This is a genomic window from Roseateles sp. So40a (assembly GCF_048081605.1).
GTDB lineage: Bacteria > Pseudomonadota > Gammaproteobacteria > Burkholderiales > Burkholderiaceae_C > Roseateles.
Genome location: NZ_CP182288.1, coordinates 967,433 through 985,343, shown reverse-complemented (window position 1 = coordinate 985,343; position 17,911 = coordinate 967,433). Strand labels below are relative to the sequence as shown.

The window sequence follows — 17,911 nt, the reverse complement described above, 5'->3', positions numbered from 1 at the left end:
TCCTTGCGGTGGCCGGTGAGCGGTGGCCGATGAGTTTAGGCCGCGATGCGGTCCGCGAGCTTGAGCACGCCGCGCTGCGACGCGCGGCGCAGGCCCGAGACGATTGCCTTCAGCGACGCGGACGCGATGTTGCCGTCCATGCCGACGCCGAACATCGTCGCCTCACCCACGCGCAGCTCCAGGTAGGCCACCGCCTGCGCGTCGGCGCCACTGCCCATCGCGTGCTCGTGATAGTCCAGCACCCGGACCTGGGTCTTGAGCAGCTTGTTCAGGCCCTCGACGAACGCGTCGATCGGGCCCTTGCCCTGGCCATCGATCCTGACCATGCGCACGCACAGGTCGGCCTGCGCCTGCACGCGGGTCTGGCCGTCCTCGGCGGTGTCGATCTGCGGATGCAGCGCCGGGGCCTGCTTGACGCCGTACTCGCGATCGAAGATGCGCCACAGGTCGGCCGCGCCGAGTTCCTTGCCGTTCGTGTCCATCACGCCCTGCACGATCTGGCTGAACTCGATCTGCAGGCGGCGCGGCAATTCGATGCCGTACTCGGCCTCGAGCAGGTAGGAGATGCCGCCCTTGCCCGACTGGCTGTTCACGCGGATCACCGCCTCGTAGCTGCGGCCCAGGTCCTTGGGGTCGATGGGCAGGTACGGAATTTCCCAGATCTCGCCGTCCTTGCGGGCAGCGAAGGCCTTCTTGATCGCGTCCTGGTGCGAGCCCGAGAACGAGGTGTAGACCAGCTCGCCCACGTACGGATGGCGCGGATGCACCGGGATCTGATTGCAGTGCTCGACGCAGCGGCGGATCTCGTCGATGTCGGAGAAGTCCAGCTCCGGATGCACGCCCTGCGTGTACAGGTTGAGCGCGACGTTGACCAGGTCCAGGTTGCCGGTGCGCTCGCCGTTGCCGAACAGGCAGCCCTCGACGCGGTCGGCGCCGGCCATGATGGCGAGCTCCGCGGCCGCGGTGCCCGTGCCGCGGTCATTGTGCGGATGCACCGACAGGATCACGCGGTCGCGCCGCTCGATGTGACGGCCCATCCACTCGATCATGTCGGCGTAGATGTTGGGCGTCGAATGCTCGACGGTGGTCGGCAGGTTGATGATGATCTTGCGCTCGGGCGTCGGGCCCCAGGCTTCGGTCACCGCGTCCACGACGCGCTTGGAGAAGCTCAGCTCGGTGCCGGAGAACATCTCGGGCGAGTACTCGAAGCGGAAGTCGGTGCCGGTCTCCGCGCCCTGGCGATCGGCCATCTCGCGGATCATGCGGGTGTGCGTGACGGCGAGCTCGACGATCTCGTCCTCGCTCATGCCCAGCACCACGCGGCGCATCACCGGCGCGACCGCGTTGTACAGGTGCACGATCACGCGCTTGGCGCCGATCAGCGATTCAAACGTGCGCTCGATCAGCGGCTGGCGCGCCTGCGTCAGCACCTGGATCGTCACGTCGTCGGGGATGTGGCCGTCCTCGATGAGCAGGCGCACGAAATCGAAGTCGGTCTGCGAGGCGGAGGGGAAACCGACCTCGATCTCCTTGAAGCCGATCTTCACGAGCTGCTGGAACATGCGCAGCTTGCGCTCGGAGTCCATCGGCTCGATCAGCGCCTGGTTGCCGTCACGCAGGTCGGTGCTCAGCCACAGCGGCGCCTTCGTGATCTGCGCGTCGGGCCAGGTGCGGTCCGGCAAGGCGATGGGGGCGAAGGCGCGGTACTTGGTCTGCGGTTGCTTGAGCATGAGAGCGTTCCTGGTGGGTTCAGGGGGCGCAACTCGCAGACTCTCCAGAAATGAAAACGGCCCGCTGCGAGTTGCATTCGGGCCGTTGATCTGGGTGTGCGTCGAGGAAGACGGACGTGCGCGATCTAGCGAACCCGAAGGTCGCCTAGTAGTAGCAGCAGCGCGGTGCTGGTGCGGGTGGATGCGGTCACGAACGTCATAGCCGTCGAATATAGGGGCCGGGCGCGGGACGCGTCAACGCCGATGAGCGAATGCCCGCGCGCCGAGCGTTCGCTATCGGTGAAGGCCCGCTTCATCGGGCTCGTCGGTCGACATCGCGATCACGCTCGCCGGTTTGCCCTTGGCGCGGCGCACCGCATAGACGATGTAGCCCGAGATGCCATACGCGCAGAACACGCCGAACAGCACGCGCGGCGGATCGATGTTGATCGCGGCGATGGCCAGCATGATCACCACCAGCACGATGAAGGGCACCGAGCGCTTGAAGGTGATGTCCTTGAAGCTGTAGAACGGCGCGTTGGTCACCATCGTCAGGCCCGCGTACAGCGTGAAGCCGAAGGCCAGCCAGGCCAGCGCGGGATCGCGGTGGATGTCCTTGTAGCCGGCGCTGTCCAGCGCCCAGATCAGGCTCATCACCAGCGCGGCGGCCGCGGGGCTGGGCACGCCCTGGAAGAAGCGCCGGTCCACGACCGCGATGTTGGTGTTGAAGCGCGCCAGGCGCAGCGCGGCGCCGGCGATGTAGACGAAGGCCGCGAACCAGCCCCACTTGCCCAGGCCCTGCAGCGCCCACGAATACATGATGAGCGCCGGCGCGGCGCCGAAGGACACCATGTCCGACAGCGAATCCATCTGCTCGCCGAAGGTGCTCTGCGTGTTGGTCATGCGCGCGACGCGGCCGTCCAGGCTGTCGAGCACCATCGCGGCGAAGATGCCGTAGACGGACTGCTCGAAGCGTCCGCCGATGCCCATCACGATCGCGTAGAAGCCGCTGAACAGCGCGGCCAGCGTGAAGAGGTTGGGCAGCAGGTAGATGCCCTTGTGGCGCGGGCGCTGCGGCGCGTCGAGGACATCGGTCTCGTCCTCGTCGAGCAGGTCCACGTTCTTGTTCGGAGTCGAATTCATGGGGCGGGAGGATAACCCAGCGCACCCATGAAAAAGGCCGCGCGGATCGCTCCGCGCGGCCTTTGCGGACGGATCTGACGCGATTCGCGCCCGATCCGCCGAAGATCGTCGACGATCAGTTCTTGGACTTGTCGACCAGCTTGTTGGCCTTGATCCAGGGCATCATCGCGCGCAGCTGCTCGCCGACCTGCTCGATCGGGTGCTCGGCGGTCAGGCGGCGGCGGCTGATCAGCGTCGGTGCGCCGGCCTTGTTCTCGAGGATGAAGGACTTGGCGTACTCGCCGGTCTGGATGTCCTTCAGGCACTGGCGCATCGCGTCCTTGGTCGCGGCGGTCACCACGCGCGGCCCGGTCACGTACTCGCCGTACTCCGCGTTGTTGGAGATCGAGTAGTTCATGTTGGCGATGCCGCCTTCGTAGATCAGGTCCACGATCAGCTTGAGCTCGTGCAGGCACTCGAAGTAGGCCATCTCGGGCGCGTAACCGGCTTCGGTCAGCGTCTCGAAACCGGCCTTGATCAGTTCGACAGCGCCGCCGCACAGCACGGCCTGCTCGCCGAACAGGTCGGTCTCGGTTTCCTCGCGGAACGAGGTCTGGATGATGCCGGCCTTGCCGCCGCCATTGGCCGCGGCGTAGCTCAGGGCCAGGTCACGCGCCTTGCCGGTCTTGTCGGCGTAGACGGCGATCAGGTGAGGTACGCCGCCACCCTGCTTGTAGGTGTTGCGCACCGTGTGGCCCGGGGCCTTGGGAGCGACCATCCACACGTCCAGGTCCTCGCGCGGCTGCACCTGGCCGTAATGGACGTTGAAGCCGTGAGCGAAGGCCAGCGAGGCGCCCTGCTTGATGTTGGGCTCGACTTCCTTCTTGTAGACGTCGGCGATCTGCTCGTCGGGCAGCAGGATCATGACGACGTCGGCGGCCTTCACGGCCTCGGCGATCTCGGCGACCTTCAGGCCGGCACCCTCGGCCTTGGCCCAGGACGCGCCGCCGCGGCGCAGGCCCACGGTGACCTTCACGCCGCTCTCGTTCAGGTTCTGGGCATGGGCATGGCCTTGTGAGCCATAACCGATGATGGTGACGTTCTTGCCCTTGATCAGGCTGAGGTCGGCGTCCTTGTCGTAGTACACGTTCATGGTGGTCTCTCCGGGGGAAATCAGTACAGGGGTGGTTCAGTGAAGCGCGCGTCTCAGACGCGCAGGATGCGTTCGCCGCGGCCGATGCCGCTCGTGCCGGTGCGCACCGTCTCGAGGATGGCGCTGCGGTCGATGGCGTCGATGAAGGCGTCGAGCTTGGAGGCGTCGCCGGTCAGCTCGATGGTGTAGGTCTTCTCGGTGACGTCGATGACGTGGCCGCGGAAGATGTCCGAGGTGCGCTTGAGCTCCTCGCGTTCCTTGCCCACGGCGCGGACCTTGATCAGCATGAGCTCGCGCTCGATGTAGCGGCCCTCGGTCAGGTCGACGACCTTGACGACCTCGATCAGCCGGTTCAGGTGCTTGGTGATCTGCTCGATCACGTCGTCGCTGCCGCTGGTGACGATGGTCATGCGCGACAGCGAGGGGTCCTCGGTGGGCGCCACGGTCAGGCTCTCGATGTTGTAGCCCCGGGCGGAGAACAGCGCCACGACGCGCGACAGCGCGCCCGGCTCGTTCTCGATGAGCAAAGCGATGATGTGTTTCATGGGGTCTCGTCCTTCGCGCTCTTCAGACCGCCGGCGGTAACCGGGCGGCCCTTGGCCACGCTCTTCGATTCAGGGAATGGTCCGGATCGCTCCGAGCGGCTCGGGCGCTCCGCCGCCGGTCGCGGCACGCGCGGTAACGCGTGCCACGCCGGACGGCTTCACGCCGTCGTCGGTCTCAGAGGTCCTCGGACCCCAGCAGCATTTCCGAGATGCCCTTGCCCGCCTGGACCATGGGCCAGACGTTCTCGGTCGGATCGGTGCGCACGTCCAGGAAGACGGTGCGGTCCTTCAACCGCATCGCCTCGCGCAGCGCGGGCTCGACGTCTTCCGGTCGCTCGACCAGCAGACCCACATGCCCGTAGGACTCGGCCAGCTTGACGAAGTCAGGCAGCGCGTCCATGTAGCTGTGCGAGTAGCGCTTGCCGTAGTCCAGCTCCTGCCACTGCCGCACCATGCCCAGGTAGCGGTTGTTCAACGAGACCACCTTCACAGGGGTCTTGTACTGCTGGCAGGTGGACAGCTCCTGGATGTTCATCTGGATGCTGCCCTCGCCGGTGATGCAGAACACGTCCGCTTCCGGCTTGGCCAGCTTGATGCCCATCGCGTACGGCAGACCCACGCCCATCGTGCCCAGCCCGCCGGAGTTGATCCAGCGGCGCGGCTCGTCGAAGCGGTAGAACTGCGCGGCCCACATCTGATGCTGGCCGACGTCGGAGGTGATGTAGGTATCGCGGTCGCGCGTGAGGTTCCACAGCGTCTCCACGACGTGCTGCGGCTTGATGACCTCGGTCGAGTGCTTGTAGGCCAGGCAGTCGCGCTTGCGCCAGTCGTTGATCTGGCTCCACCACGCGTTGACCGCGTCCGCGTCGGGGCGCGCCTGCGCTTCCTTGATCTGCGCGATCAGTTCCTGCAGCACATCCTTGACGTCGCCCACGATCGGGATGTCCACGCGCACGCGCTTGGAGATCGACGAGGGGTCGATGTCGATGTGGATGATCTTGCGGTCCACCGACGAGAAGTGCTTCGGATTGCCGATCACCCGGTCGTCGAAGCGCGCGCCCACGGCCAGCAGCACGTCGCAGTGCTGCATGGTCATGTTGGCTTCGTAGGTGCCGTGCATCCCGAGCATGCCCAGGAAGCGCGGATCGGTGCCGGGCATCGCGCCCAGGCCCATCAGCGTGTTCGTGCACGGATAGCCCAGCAGCTCGACGAGCTGGCGCAGCTCGGCCGTGGCCTCGCCCAGGATGACGCCGCCGCCGGTGTAGATGTAGGGCCGCTTGGCGCCCATCAGCAGCTGGACCGCCTTGCGGATCTGACCGCTGTGGCCCTTCTTCACCGGGTTGTACGAGCGCATCTCGACGCGCTCCGGGTAATGGAACGCGGTGCGGTTGAGCGAGACGTCCTTCGGGATGTCGACCACGACCGGGCCGGGACGGCCGGTGCGGGCGATGTGGAAGGCCTTCTTCAGCGTCGTGGCGAGGTCGCGGACGTCCTTGACCAGGAAGTTGTGCTTGACGATCGGGCGTGTAATGCCGACGGTGTCGCATTCCTGGAAGGCATCGAGGCCGATGGCGGGCGTGGGGACCTGACCGGTGATGATCACCATCGGGATCGAGTCCATGTACGCCGTCGCGATGCCGGTGATCGCGTTGGTGACGCCGGGACCGGAGGTCACCAGCGCGACGCCCACCTCGCCCGTCGCCCGGGCGTAGCCGTCGGCGGCGTGCACGGCGGCCTGCTCATGACGGACCAGCACGTGCTGGATGGCGTCCTGCTTGTAGAGCGCGTCGTAGATGTAGAGGACGGCACCGCCTGGATAGCCCCAGAGGAACTTCACGCCTTCGGCCTGAAGACTCTGAACCAGGATTTCGGAGCCATTCAGTTCCTGTCCGGAACTGACGGAATGGGGGTGCGGTTGTGAGCGAGCTTCCGTGATCGCTGCACGTTTGATGTCCGCGGCAGACATGTCCATATGTCGAACCTCTGAGATTTTCTCTGACGAAAAACCATCGGTGCTTCTCCTCGCGCTCTTGTGAAGCGGACTCGAAACGTCGCGTCAAAAACAGGGGCGCCGTGGTCGGGCGGCCTACTTGAGACAAAAACTGCGGTGTGCGAAAGGCTGATTATGCACGCAAACCCGCATGAGCCCCGAGAGCCAATGGCTATTTGTAGTGTCGATGCGATAATCCGCGCCGTTTTGCTCGCTCCATCGCCCCTGCCGGCGCCAGCCCTTTGGCCACAGACAAAGAACTCAACGACTTTCTCAAGACCGTCGACCGGCGCGCGTTCAAGCGCACCGTCTACATGGTGCGAGACGAGGACGCCGCGCTGGACATCGTCCAGGACGCCATGATCAAGCTGGCGGAGAAGTACTTCGACCGCCCCGCGGCAGAGTTGCCGCTGCTGTTCCAGCGCATCCTGTCGAACGCGACGATGGATCATTTCCGTCGCCAGAAGACGCGGAACGCGGTCTTCAGCAACCTGTCGGACTTCGAGGGGGGGGACCCCGGCGAGGACTTCGACTTGCTGGAGATGCTGGAGACGCAGGAAGGATCGATGGGCGCGCTGTCGGCCGCGGACGAGGTGTCTCGGGGGCAGGTGCTCGCCGCGATCGAACAGGAAGTTGCAGCTTTGCCGGCCCGTCAACGGGAAGCCTTCCTCCTGCGTTACTGGGAAGAACTCGATGTTGCCGAGACGGCGGCGGTCATGGGTTGCTCGGAGGGCAGTGTCAAGACACACTGCTCGCGCGCTGTGCATGCGCTGGCCAAAACGCTGAAAGCCAAGGGAATCTCGCTATGAAGAAGAACACGCCAGGAACGCTGCTGCCGCTGGAGGCGGATGCGCGCGTGACCCGTTTCGGCCTCCGGGTCGCCGCGGGCCTGACCGAACAGAGCGAGACCCTGAACGGCGACATCCAGGAACGGCTGCGTTTCGCGCGAGAGCAGGCGCTCGCCAAGGCGATGGCCGCACGCGCCGCCGCACCGGCCCGGGCCGCGTCCGATGTCCAGCAGGTCGGCGGCAGCACGCTGGCCCTGGGCGGCGGCGAGAAGACCCCGCGCTGGCGCAAGGCCGCGGCGCTGCTGCCGCTGGCGCTGCTGCTGGGCGGCCTGTTGCTGATCCAGCACAGCCAGTGGTACGAGCAGATCCGCAGCGCGGCGGAACTCGACACCGAGATGCTCTCCAAGCCGCTGCCCCCGGCGGCCTACAGCGATCCGGGCTTCCGTGAATACCTGAACGAGAACCCGAACGACCCCAACAACGCCAACGGTGCCGACAACGGCGAGAAGTCCGACGAAGCCAAGTCGTCGCAGTGAGGCGCTGCGTGGCCCGTTCCCTTCGCCCGCCGCTCCCGAGCGCCCATTTCCGCGGTTTCCCTGAGGTCCGCACGCGTTCGCTGATCGCCGCGAGCCTGCTGGCGCTGGGCGTCGGCGTCGCCGTCGCGCAGGACCTGCCGGCTTCCGCGCCGGCCGACACCCCCTCCCTGGCGGCCTCCCCGGCCGCGCGCGCCCCGTCCGCTTCCCGCCCGGCAGCCACGACCACCGCCCCGGGCGCCCTGATGCTCGGTCAGAACTGGGCGTCGCTGAGCGCGTCCCAGAAGGAAGCCCTGGCGCCGCTGAGCAAGGAATGGGACCAGCTGGATGGCGCCCGCAAGGGCAAGTGGCTCGAGATCGCCGCGCGCTACCCGACGCTGCCCCCCGAGCACCAGCAGCGCCTGCGCGACCGCATGGCCGAGTGGACCCGCATGTCGCCAGCCGAGCGCCAGCGGGCCCGCATCGGGTACCAGCACGCCGGAGAGCTGCGCACGCAGGACCAGGACGCCAAGCTTCGCGAGAAATGGGACGCCTACCAGGCGCTCCCGCCCGAGAAGCGCCAGCGCCTGGTGGAACGCGCCGCCGAGAAGGCCTCCGCGGCGGGCCGCGAGGCGCCCGCGCCGAGCCGCGCCAAGACGCCCATCCAGCGCACGCCGCTGACCGCGACCACCGGACCGACGATCGTCCAGGCCCTGCCCGGCGCGACCACCGTCTTGATGACCCAGCGCGCCGATCCCGTGCGCCCCGGCGCCAGCGCCTCCGGTCGTCCCTTGCGCTCCCCGCGCGACGCCCGGCTCGATCCCAACACGCTGCTGCCTCGGCGCGACGGGGCCAGCCGCTAAACTGGCGGGATGACCTCCGCACCCGTTGCAGGCGGCGACGCCCCGCCCGGCCTGATGCGCCGACTCGCGTCCTTCATCTATGAAGGTGTCGTGCTGTTCGGCGTCGTGTTCGTCGCCGGCTGGCTGTATTCGACACTGACCCAGCAGCGCAACGCGCTGGTCGGCCAGCATGGACTGCAGGCCTTCCTCTTCCTCGTGCTGGGGATCTACTTCATCTGGTTCTGGTCGCGCGGCGGCCAGACGGTCGCGATGCGCGCCTGGCACCTGCGGGTCGTCGACGCGCAGGGCCGGCCGATCACACAAGCCCGCGCGGCACTGCGCTACCTGGCGTCCTGGTTGTGGTTCCTGCCGGCGCTGGCCAGCGTGCACCTGCTCGACCTGGACCACAGCACCGGCGCCATCTTCGGCACGATGCTCGCGGGCATCGCCGGCTACCTGCTGCTGGCGCGGATCCATCCGCAACGCCAGTTCCTGCATGACGTGATCTGCGGCACCCGCCTGATCACCCAGCTGCCGCCGCCCCGGGCCAGGAAGTCCGCCGAGCCGGTCACGCAGCCGGCCGATTCCTGATCCTCCGATCCCCGCTTTCCGCTTCCCGACGATGAGCAATCCCCACAAGGGCCGCACCGGCCTGGACCGCATCCTGCACGCCACCGGCTACTCCTGGGCCGGCCTGCGCGCCGCCTATCTCGGTGAAAGCGCGTTCCGCCAGGAGACCTGGCTGACGATCTTCGGCCTGCCGCTGGCCTTCTGGGTCGGACGGGATTGGGTGCAGGTGGCGCTGCTGGCGGGATCGTTGATCCTCGTGCTGATCGTCGAGCTGCTGAACTCGGCGGTCGAAGCGGTCGTGGACCGGGTGTCCTTCGAGCTCCACGACCTCAGCAAGCGCGCCAAGGACATCGCCAGCGCCGCGGTGCTGTTGTCGCTGGTGCTGGCGGGCGGCATCTGGATCGCCGCGATCTGGCAGCACCTGCGTTGAGACAGTGAGACAGGGCCCTCCCGGGCCCTGGGGCGTCAGACCGCCGCTTCGTCCTGTTCGCCGGTGCGGATGCGGATGACCTGCTCCACCGCGGTGACGAAGATCTTGCCGTCGCCGATCTTGCCGGTCTTGGCCGCCTTCAGGATCGCGTCAATGCTGCGCTCGACCTCGTCGTCCTTGACCACGACCTCGACCTTCACCTTGGGCAGGAAGTCCACGACGTATTCAGCGCCGCGGTACAGCTCGGTATGCCCCTTCTGGCGGCCGAAGCCCTTCACTTCCGTGACCGTCAGGCCCGAGGCGCCGACCTCGGCCAGCGCTTCACGCACTTCGTCGAGCTTGAACGGTTTGATGATGGCGGTGATCTGTTTCATCACGGGGCTCCGAAAAGGGGTGGCAAGACTGGCTGTGATTTAAGCACGGAACGCCGAGGGCAGCGCCTCCCGTTGGAGAAGGGAGGCATCGCCCGCGACCTCGGTTTCAATCAGGAATGCGGTCGAGTTCCGCGAGCCACACCGCCGGTTCCGAATCGCTGGGCGCGCGCCAATCGCCGCGCGGGGACAGCGAGCCGCCGCTGCCGACCTTGGGCGCGTTGGGCACGCAGCTGCGCTTGAACTGGCTGCCGCGGAAGAAGCGGCTGACGAAGATCCGCAGCACGCGCTTGATCTCGGCCAGCGCGTACTCGTTGCGCTGCACGTGCTCCCCATCCGGCCACTCGCCCCGCGTGCGATCGCCCCACGCATGCCGCGCCAGGAACGCGATCTTGGCCGGCGAGTAGCCATGCCGGATCGTGTAGAACAGGTTGAAGTCCTGCAGCTCGTAGCGACCGATCCTGTCCTCGGTGCTCTGCAGCCCCGAGCCCTCCACCCGCGCGTCCTGCGGCACGAGCTCCGGGCTGATCTCGGTGCCCAGGATGTCCAGCAGCACCTCGCGCCCCGAGGGGCCGAGCTGCTCGGTCTCCGCGACCCAGCGCACCAGGTACTGGATCAGCGTCTTGGGCACCGAGGCATTCACGTTGTAGTGCGACATGTGGTCGCCCACGCCGTAGGTGCACCAGCCCAGCGCGAGCTCGCTCAGGTCGCCGGTGCCGAGCACCAATGCGCCGGTGTGGTTGGCCAGCCGGAACAGGTGGCTGGTGCGCTCGCCGGCCTGCACGTTCTCGAAGGTGACGTCGTAGACGGGCCGGCCATCGGCATACGGATGGCCGAGGTCCTTGAGCATCTGCTCGCAGCTCGGGCGGATGTCGATCTCGCGGGCCTCGCAGCCGATCTCGCGCATCAGGCGCAAGGCCTGGTCACGCGTGCGCGTGCCCGTGGCGAAGCCCGGCATCGTCACGCCGAGGATGTTCGATCGCGGCCAGCCCATCTGGTCCATCGCGCGCGCGGCGACGAGCAGCGCATGCGTCGAGTCCAGCCCGCCGGAGATGCCCAGCACCAGCTTGTGGATGCCGCTGGAGACCAGCCGCTGCACCAGCGCCTGGACCTGGATCTGGAAGACCTCATGGCAGCGCTCGTCGCGGCGCTGGCGCTCGGCCGGCACATACGGGAAACGGTCCACGCGGCGGCGCAGCGGCAGCGGCGTCGAACGGTCCAGGCCCAGCTCGAACTCGACCGTGCGGAAGGTCTTGAGCAGCGGCGCGTGATGCCGCACCGAGTCGCCGAAGCTGGTCTGGCGCATGCGCTCGCGCGACAGGCGTTCGAGGTCCACGTCGGCGGCGACGAACTGCGATCGGCGCTGGAAACGCTCGCTCTCGGCGAGGAAGCTGCCGTTCTCGTAGACCAGCGCCTGGCCGTCCCAGGCCAGGTCGGTGCTGGACTCGCCGGCGCCGGCGGAGGTGTAGACGTAGGCCGCGAGGCAGCGCGCGGACTGCTGCCCCACCAGTTGATGCCGATAACCGGCCTTGCCCACGGTGATGTTGGACGCCGAGAGGTTGACCAGCACCGTCGCGCCGGCCAGCGCCGCGTAGGACGAGGGCGGGATCGGCGTCCACACGTCCTCGCAGATCTCGACGTGCAGCCGCAGCAGCGGCATGTCCGTGGCCGCGACGATCACCCGCGTGCCGAAGGCCACGCGCTGGCCCAGCAGCGTGATCTCGTCGCTGAGCGCCTCGTCGGCGGCATTGAACTGGCGGGCCTCGTAGAACTCGCCGTAGTTGGGCAGATAGCTCTTGGGCAGCACCGCGAGCAGCCGGCCGCGCTGCAGCACGACCGCGCAGTTGAAGAGCCGATGCTCGATGCGCAGCGGCAGCCCGACGATCGCGACGGTGGGCAGGTCGCGCGACACGGCCAGCACCTGCGCGAGCGCGGCCTCGCAGCCGTCGAGCAGCGCGCGCTGGTGGAAGAGGTCATCGCTGGTGTACGCGGCCAGGCCCAGTTCGGGGAAGGCGGCGACGGCCGCACCGTCGGCGGCGGCCTCGCGCAGCAGCTGCGCGGTCTGGGCGCCGTTGAAGGCCGGATCGGCCACGCGGCACAGCGGGATGCCCACGGCAATGCGGGCGAAGTCGTGGGCGTAGAGGTTGTCGAAGGACCGGCCGTCGCTGGGGACCGCGGTCGAGGCGGAGCTCGAGGAAGTCGTCGTCGCTTGCATGGGCCGCATCCTGCCATCAAAGCGAGGGGATTGAGCTTGCGCCTAAGATTTGCCGCGCATGACCGCCCCGCTCCCCTCCCCCGCCCAGCCGACGATCCGCGTCGACGACGATCCCGCCGCGCTGCCGCGCGATCAATGGAACGCGCTGCTGGCCGCGTCGCCGCTGCCCTCGCCGTTCATGCGGCTCGAGTACCTCGAGGCGATGCACGCGTCGGGCTCGGCGGTTGCGAAGAAGGGCTGGCAGGCGCAGTTCCTCAGCGTGTGGGACGGCGACACGCTGATCGCCGCCTGCCCCGCGTATCTCAAGGGGCACTCGTATGGCGAGTACGTCTTCGACTGGGCCTGGGCCGATGCCTACGATCGCCACGGGCTGAGCTACTACCCCAAGCTGCTGGTGGCGGTGCCGTTCACGCCGGTGCCGGGCAGCCGGCTGCTGGCACGCGACGCCGACGCGCGCGAGTGGCTGGTGAAGGCGCTGCGCGCGCTGACGGCGCGCTCGGAGCTGTCGTCGGTGCATGTGCTCTTCGGCGACGACGAGGACCAGCGCGCGCTCACCGGCGACGGCTGGCTCGCCCGCCAGCAGGTGCAGTTCCACTGGACCGGCGACGGTCAGCCGCGCGCGTTCGCGGACTACCTCGCCACGCTGCAGCGCGAGAAGCGCAAGAAGATCCAGCAGGAGCAGCGCAAGGTCGCCGACGCCGGCGTGCGCTTCACCGCGCTGCGCGGCGCGGCCATCACCCCCGAGGACTGGGACTTCTTCTACGAGTGCTACACGCTGACCTACCTCGCGCACCGCAACAAGCCCTACCTGACGCGCGACTTCTTCGCCCGCATGGCCGCGGACCTGCCCGAGCACTGGTTGATGTTCGTGGCGCGTGACGCATCGGATGAGCGCGTGGCGGCGTCGCTGGTGGCGATCGACGCGGAGCAACGCGCGGCGTATGGCCGCTACTGGGGATCGACGCGCTACATCCCCAACCTGCATTTCGACGCGTGCTACTACCAGCCGCTGGCGTGGTGCCTGGAGAACGGCTGGCGCCGCTTCGAGGGCGGCGCGCAGGGCGAGCACAAGATGGCGCGGGGCCTGATGCCCGTGGCCACGCGCTCAGCGCATTGGCTGGCGCATCCGCAGTTCCGCGAGGCGGTGGCCGACTTCCTCGATCGCGAGGGTCAGGCGATGGACGAGTACATCGATGAACTCGAACGGCATCAGCCGTTCAAGGCGCCTCGGACTGACGAAGCCTCCGCGGAGGACTGACCGGCGCGCCGAGCTCGCCCGTTGCGCCGGCTTCGCCAGTCTGACGCTCAGGCTCTGCCGGGGGTCGACGTTGCCAGCCGCGGCTGCACGCGCGCCGGTGCACCGGCGTGCTCGCGGAACAGCTTGGCCAGCAGCGCGGCCGCGTCGTCGATGTCATGGCGCGCGAGCACGCGCACGCGCGCGGCCTCGCCCTTGCGCTGCAGCTCCGCGTCGTCGAGCTGCAGGCACTCGATCATGGCCTGCGCCAGCGGCTGCGGATCACCGGCCGGGACCAGCCAGCCGTTCTCGGGCCGGACCAGTTCCGGGATCGCCGCGATCGCCGTGCTGATCACCGGGCGGCTCAGCGCCATCGATTCCATCACCACGACGGGCAGGCCCTCGGCGAAGCTCGACACCACCAGCGCGCGCGACGCGAGCATCTCCTCGCGCACCTGATCGCTGCTGATCCAGCCGGTGATGCGCACGCGGTCCTGCAGGCGCAACTGGGCGATGCGGGCTTCCACCGGCTCGCGCAACTCGCCGTCGCCGGCCAGCACCAGCTCGAAGTCAATGCCCTTGGCCGCCACCAGCGCCGCGGCCTCCAGCATCAGCAGGTGGCCCTTCTGCTCGCACAGGCGCCCGACCGCCAGCAGACGTCTGCCCTCGGCCGGGGCTGCGGGCGTGGCGTGGAAGGCCGGCTCGACGCCGCACGGCACGATGGGCACCTTGGACCAATGCGTGTGGTCGATCCAGCGGTAGATCTGGCTCCGGCAGAACGACGAGATCGCCACCACGAACTTCGAGCGGCGGATCTTCTCGCCCAGGTGCAGCATCTCGGGCCGGTCGAACTCCTCCGAGCCGTGGCAGGTGAAGCTGTAGCCGGGACCGCCCAGCGCCTCGATCAGCAGCGCCACCTCGGTCGCGTTGGTGCCGAAATGCGCGTGCACATGGTCCACGCCCTCGGCGCGCAGCATCGGCACGGCCATGCAGGCCTCGGCCAGGTAGATGAAGTGCACGGGCAGCGGCCGATCGGCGCGCCGGCCCAGCTTGATCGTCAGCGCCAGCGCCGACAGGAACTTCGCCGGCGAGGTCAGCGCCTGACGCGCCATCGCCTTGATCAGCGGACCGACGCCGCCGCGCAGCAGGTAATGGGTGCGGGTCTTCTCGTCCTGGTCGGTGGGATCCGGCGCGGCATCGTCCCAGCCGCGGACCGCCAGGCGCATCACGTCGACGCCCTGCTGCTCCAGCGCCAGGATCTCCCGGCGGATGAAGGTGTGGCTGACCTTGGGATAGTGATTGAGCAGGTAGGCGACTTTCACGTGACGAGACTTCCGTGGAGTGAGGTCGCCATTTTGGTGCCGCGCGCACCATCACACAACGCCGATCCCCAAAGCAGGGACGTCTCAGATGTAACGCACCGTCATGGCACTGCGTTTGCCATGCGGACAAAGTTGCCGGCAGTTTCGCCGGGTGACGCTCCCCGCCCATCGCGAGCGCGTCGCTCTTCCCCTGGGGCGGCGCGTTCGGCCATGAAAAAGGCGCCCCGCGGGGCGCCTTGTCGTGGTCGAAACGACCGATCGAGGCCGATCAGGCTTGTTGCGCCTTGGCGTAATTAGCCAGGCCGTCGGTGATTTCCTTCTTGGCGGCTTCGGGGCCTTCCCAGCCCTTGACCTTCACCCACTTGCCGGCTTCGAGATCCTTGTAATGCTCGAAGAAGTGCTGGATGGCCTTGAGGCGCATCTGGTTGATGTCCTCGGGCTTGGTCCAGTGCTCGTAGATCGGCAGGATCTTCGTGGTCGGCACGGCCAGCAGCTTGGCGTCGCCACCGGCTTCGTCGTCCATCTGCAGCACGCCGATGGCGCGGCAGGTCACGACCACGCCCGGGGTCAGCGGGAACGGCGTGATCACCAGCACGTCGACCGGATCGCCGTCATCGGCCAGCGTCTGCGGGATGTAGCCGTAGTTGCAGGGGTAATGCATCGCCGTCGTCATGAAGCGGTCGACGAACAGCGCGCCGCTTTCCTTGTCGACCTCGTACTTGATCGGGTCGGCGTTCATCGGGATCTCGATGACGACGTTGAACTGCTCGGGCGCCTTCGCGCCGGGGGTGACTTTGTGCAGGCTCATGGTGGTGGACAGCGGTGAATGCGGGGAACTCCGGGAACACCGCGTGTGCGCCCCGGAAAAGCCGCGATTCTAATTCCTCGCCTGAATCGGTCCTGACGCGCTCACGGCCCTCCCTCATCCGATTCGCCCGAGGGAGGGACGCGTCATCACCGCGTCATGGCCGCGTCAGGTCGTCAGGCTGTGCGTCGGCCGCTCCCCGGCCAGCGCCTGCGCCAGGCTCGCCAGCACCATCTCGCCCATCGCGGCGCGGGTCTCCTCGGTCGCGCTGGCGCGATGGGCCTGCAGCACCACGTTGTCCATGTCCAGCAGCGCGGGCGGCACGTTGGGCTCATCGGCGAAGACGTCCAGGCCCGCGCCGGCGATGCGCTTCTCCCGCAGCGCCTGCACGAGATCTGCCTCCTTCACCAGCCGGCCGCGCGCGACGTTGATCAGGAAACCACGCGGTCCCAACGCATCGAGCACCGGCGCGTCGATCAGGTCGCGCGCCTTGTCGGCGGCAGCGCAGACGATCAGCGCGTCGCTGTCGCGGGCCAACTGCACGAGGTCCGCCTCGAAGGTCCACGGCGCGCCCTCGATCGCCGTCAGGTCGGTGTAGCGCACCGGGCAGCCGAAGGCCTCGACGCGCTGCGCGACCGCGCGGCCCACGCGCCCCAGACCCACGATGCCCACGCGCATCCCGCTGACACGACGCGCCAGCGGGATCGCGTTGGGCTGCGGGAACCGGGGCCACAGACCGCCCCGCACGAAGCGGTCGACCGCGCCGAGGTTGCGGCAGGTCGCCAGCAGCAGGCCCAGCGCCATGTCGGCCACGTCCTCGGTCAACGCGCCGAAGGTGCCGGTCACCGGCAGCCCGCGCTCGCGCGCATAGGCCAGGTCGACCGCGTCGGTGCCCACGCCGTTCACCGCCACCACGGCCAGCGCGGGCAGCTTCTCCATCATGGCCCGCGAGATGCCGGTGTGGCCGCCAGTGATCACGCCCCGCATCGAGGCGCCGTGAGCGGCGAGATACGCGTCCGGATCAGCCTGCTCGAACAGGCGATGCATCGTGTAGCGCTCGTCCAGCCGCGCGTTGATCGACGGGACGAGGATGGGGTTGAGTTGCAGGATGTGCGGCTTCATGAGGCTCTCGAGGTCAGAGGGACAGGGATTCAATGGGGCTCACTCGGGCTGGATGCCCGCGGTCTTGATGACGGCGCCCCAGCGCTTGTATTCGGCGGCCTGGAAGCTCGCGAGCTCCGACGGCGACGAGGTGAACGGCTCCATGCCGTTCTGCTCGACGAAGCGCTTGACGGGCTCCGCGGTCATCGCCTTGAGCATCAGCGCGTTGATGCGCTCGACGACCGGCGCCGGGGTGCCCGCGGGCGCGTAGACCGCGTTCCAGTAGCTGATCTCGTAGCCGGGCAGACCTGCCTCGGCGATCGTCGGCAGCTCGGGCACCAGCGGCGAGCGCCTGGGGCTGCTCACGCCCAGCGCCTTGAGCTTGCCGGCCTTGACCTGCGGCAGGCTGGTCGTCAGGTCCACGATCATCAGATCGACCTGGCCGCCCACAAGGTCCACCATCGCCTGCGGGTTGGCCTTGTAGGGCACGTAGGTGAGCTGGGTCTGCGTCATCTGCTGGAAGAGCTCCGCCGCGACGCGCGCCGAGGAGCTGCCCGCGCCGAAGGTCAGCTGCTGCTTGCGCGCGATCGCGCTGAGCTCGGTCACGTTGCGCGCGGGAATGCGCGGATTCGTCACCAGCAGCAGGTAGCCCTTCACCAGCGCGCCCACCGGGGCGAAGTCCTTCACCGGGTCGTAGGCGAGCTTGCGGAACAGGTGCGGGTTGGCGGCCTGCGTCGTGTTGGTCGTGATGAAGAGCGTGTAGCCATCGGGCGCGGCGCGCGCCACCGACTGCGCGGCGATGCCGCCGCTGGCACCGGCCTTGTTCTCGACGACCACCGGCACCTTGGTGGCGGCGGTGATCTCCGCGCCGATCGCGCGCGCCAGGCCGTCCGTCGTGCTGCCGGGGCTGGAGCCCACGACGATCGTGATGGCCTTGGACGGGAACGGCGCCGAGGCGGCCGCCCCACCCTGCGCGAAGGCAGCGGGCGACGTGAGACCGGCGAGGCCGGCAAGGCTCAACAAGGTGGGAAGGAAGCGGGTGAGTCGGGTCATGCGTTTGTCTCCATGGGATGCATGCGGGCTGATGTCGCGCGGCCTCTGCGGGTCCCGTCGACATCGCGTGGACAAATACTCCCAGCGGTGCCCTGACCGGTCAATATTGACGACGAAGATCAATCTCACCCGATGCTGACCATGGATTC

General features: G+C 68.0%; 17 protein-coding genes. 6 read left to right on the top strand and 11 right to left on the bottom strand.

Annotated elements, in window-relative coordinates; translation table 11 throughout:
• Positions 1-35 precede the first annotated feature (35 nt).
• The 5 genes from leuA to ACNI65_RS04525 form a co-directional block, all read right to left on the bottom strand.
• Complete coding sequence (gene leuA / locus ACNI65_RS04545) at positions 36-1,730, bottom strand: 2-isopropylmalate synthase (protein ID WP_416761441.1); 1,695 nt, start codon at positions 1,728-1,730, stop codon at positions 36-38.
• 273 nt (positions 1,731-2,003) lie between these two features.
• Complete coding sequence (gene pssA, locus ACNI65_RS04540; protein WP_416761440.1) at positions 2,004-2,852, bottom strand: CDP-diacylglycerol--serine O-phosphatidyltransferase; 849 nt, start codon at positions 2,850-2,852, stop codon at positions 2,004-2,006.
• A 115-nt stretch (positions 2,853-2,967) separates the two neighbouring features.
• Positions 2,968-3,984, bottom strand: coding sequence for a ketol-acid reductoisomerase (gene ilvC, locus ACNI65_RS04535; RefSeq protein ID WP_416761439.1), 1,017 nt, complete (start codon positions 3,982-3,984; stop codon positions 2,968-2,970).
• Between the two features lie 53 nt (positions 3,985-4,037).
• Positions 4,038-4,529: an acetolactate synthase small subunit gene (ilvN, locus tag ACNI65_RS04530; RefSeq protein ID WP_088403543.1), complete on the bottom strand. Its 492-nt coding sequence runs from the start codon at positions 4,527-4,529 to the stop codon at positions 4,038-4,040.
• Positions 4,530-4,704: 175 nt separating this feature from the next.
• A complete protein-coding gene (locus tag ACNI65_RS04525; protein ID WP_416761438.1) occupies positions 4,705-6,501 on the bottom strand; it encodes an acetolactate synthase 3 catalytic subunit in 1,797 nt (598 codons plus the stop codon).
• A gap of 260 nt (positions 6,502-6,761) precedes the next feature.
• Here ACNI65_RS04525 and ACNI65_RS04520 point away from each other — a divergent pair, with 260 nt between their 5' ends.
• From ACNI65_RS04520 to ACNI65_RS04500, 5 genes are read left to right on the top strand one after another with little or no spacing between them, the layout of a single operon-like run.
• The gene (locus ACNI65_RS04520; RefSeq protein ID WP_416761437.1) at positions 6,762-7,328 is read left to right on the top strand and encodes an RNA polymerase sigma factor; all 567 of its coding nucleotides are present in this window, start codon (positions 6,762-6,764) and stop codon (positions 7,326-7,328) included.
• Positions 7,325-7,843, top strand: a complete 519-nt coding sequence (locus ACNI65_RS04515) for a DUF3619 family protein (protein ID WP_416761436.1) — start codon at positions 7,325-7,327, stop codon at positions 7,841-7,843. The genes ACNI65_RS04520 and ACNI65_RS04515 overlap by 4 nt, the downstream gene beginning before the upstream one ends.
• 8 nt (positions 7,844-7,851) lie before the next feature.
• On the top strand, positions 7,852-8,682 hold the full coding sequence (locus tag ACNI65_RS04510; protein WP_416761435.1) for a DUF3106 domain-containing protein: 831 nt from the start codon (positions 7,852-7,854) through the stop codon (positions 8,680-8,682).
• A gap of 9 nt (positions 8,683-8,691) precedes the next feature.
• On the top strand, positions 8,692-9,252 hold the full coding sequence (locus tag ACNI65_RS04505) for an RDD family protein (RefSeq protein WP_416761434.1): 561 nt from the start codon (positions 8,692-8,694) through the stop codon (positions 9,250-9,252).
• A 31-nt stretch (positions 9,253-9,283) separates the two neighbouring features.
• Entirely contained in the window at positions 9,284-9,661 is a 378-nt protein-coding gene (locus tag ACNI65_RS04500) for a diacylglycerol kinase (protein ID WP_416761433.1), read from the top strand.
• 35 nt (positions 9,662-9,696) lie between these two features.
• Here the strand turns inward: ACNI65_RS04500 and ACNI65_RS04495 are convergent, their stop codons facing one another.
• Together ACNI65_RS04495 and ACNI65_RS04490 are read right to left on the bottom strand one after the other, a co-directional pair.
• Entirely contained in the window at positions 9,697-10,035 is a 339-nt protein-coding gene (locus ACNI65_RS04495; protein ID WP_067275693.1) for a P-II family nitrogen regulator, read from the bottom strand.
• A 106-nt stretch (positions 10,036-10,141) separates the two neighbouring features.
• Entirely contained in the window at positions 10,142-12,247 is a 2,106-nt protein-coding gene (locus ACNI65_RS04490; protein WP_416761432.1) for an NAD(+) synthase, read from the bottom strand.
• 58 nt (positions 12,248-12,305) lie between these two features.
• On the opposite strand from ACNI65_RS04490, the gene ACNI65_RS04485 reads away from it, so the two are divergent.
• Positions 12,306-13,505: a GNAT family N-acetyltransferase gene (locus ACNI65_RS04485; RefSeq protein WP_416761431.1), complete on the top strand. Its 1,200-nt coding sequence runs from the start codon at positions 12,306-12,308 to the stop codon at positions 13,503-13,505.
• Positions 13,506-13,552: 47 nt separating this feature from the next.
• Here ACNI65_RS04485 and ACNI65_RS04480 read toward each other — a convergent pair whose 3' ends face one another.
• The 4 genes from ACNI65_RS04480 to ACNI65_RS04465 all read right to left on the bottom strand — a co-directional run bounded on the left by ACNI65_RS04480 (position 13,553) and on the right by ACNI65_RS04465 (position 17,762).
• Complete coding sequence (locus ACNI65_RS04480) at positions 13,553-14,803, bottom strand: glycosyltransferase (RefSeq protein WP_416761430.1); 1,251 nt, start codon at positions 14,801-14,803, stop codon at positions 13,553-13,555.
• A gap of 268 nt (positions 14,804-15,071) precedes the next feature.
• The gene (gene ppa, locus ACNI65_RS04475; protein ID WP_067062352.1) at positions 15,072-15,611 is read right to left on the bottom strand and encodes an inorganic diphosphatase; all 540 of its coding nucleotides are present in this window, start codon (positions 15,609-15,611) and stop codon (positions 15,072-15,074) included.
• Positions 15,612-15,776: 165 nt separating this feature from the next.
• Positions 15,777-16,730, bottom strand: coding sequence for a 2-hydroxyacid dehydrogenase (locus tag ACNI65_RS04470; RefSeq protein ID WP_416761429.1), 954 nt, complete (start codon positions 16,728-16,730; stop codon positions 15,777-15,779).
• Between the two features lie 39 nt (positions 16,731-16,769).
• Positions 16,770-17,762: a Bug family tripartite tricarboxylate transporter substrate binding protein gene (locus ACNI65_RS04465; RefSeq protein ID WP_416761428.1), complete on the bottom strand. Its 993-nt coding sequence runs from the start codon at positions 17,760-17,762 to the stop codon at positions 16,770-16,772.
• Positions 17,763-17,911: the final 149 nt, after the last annotated feature.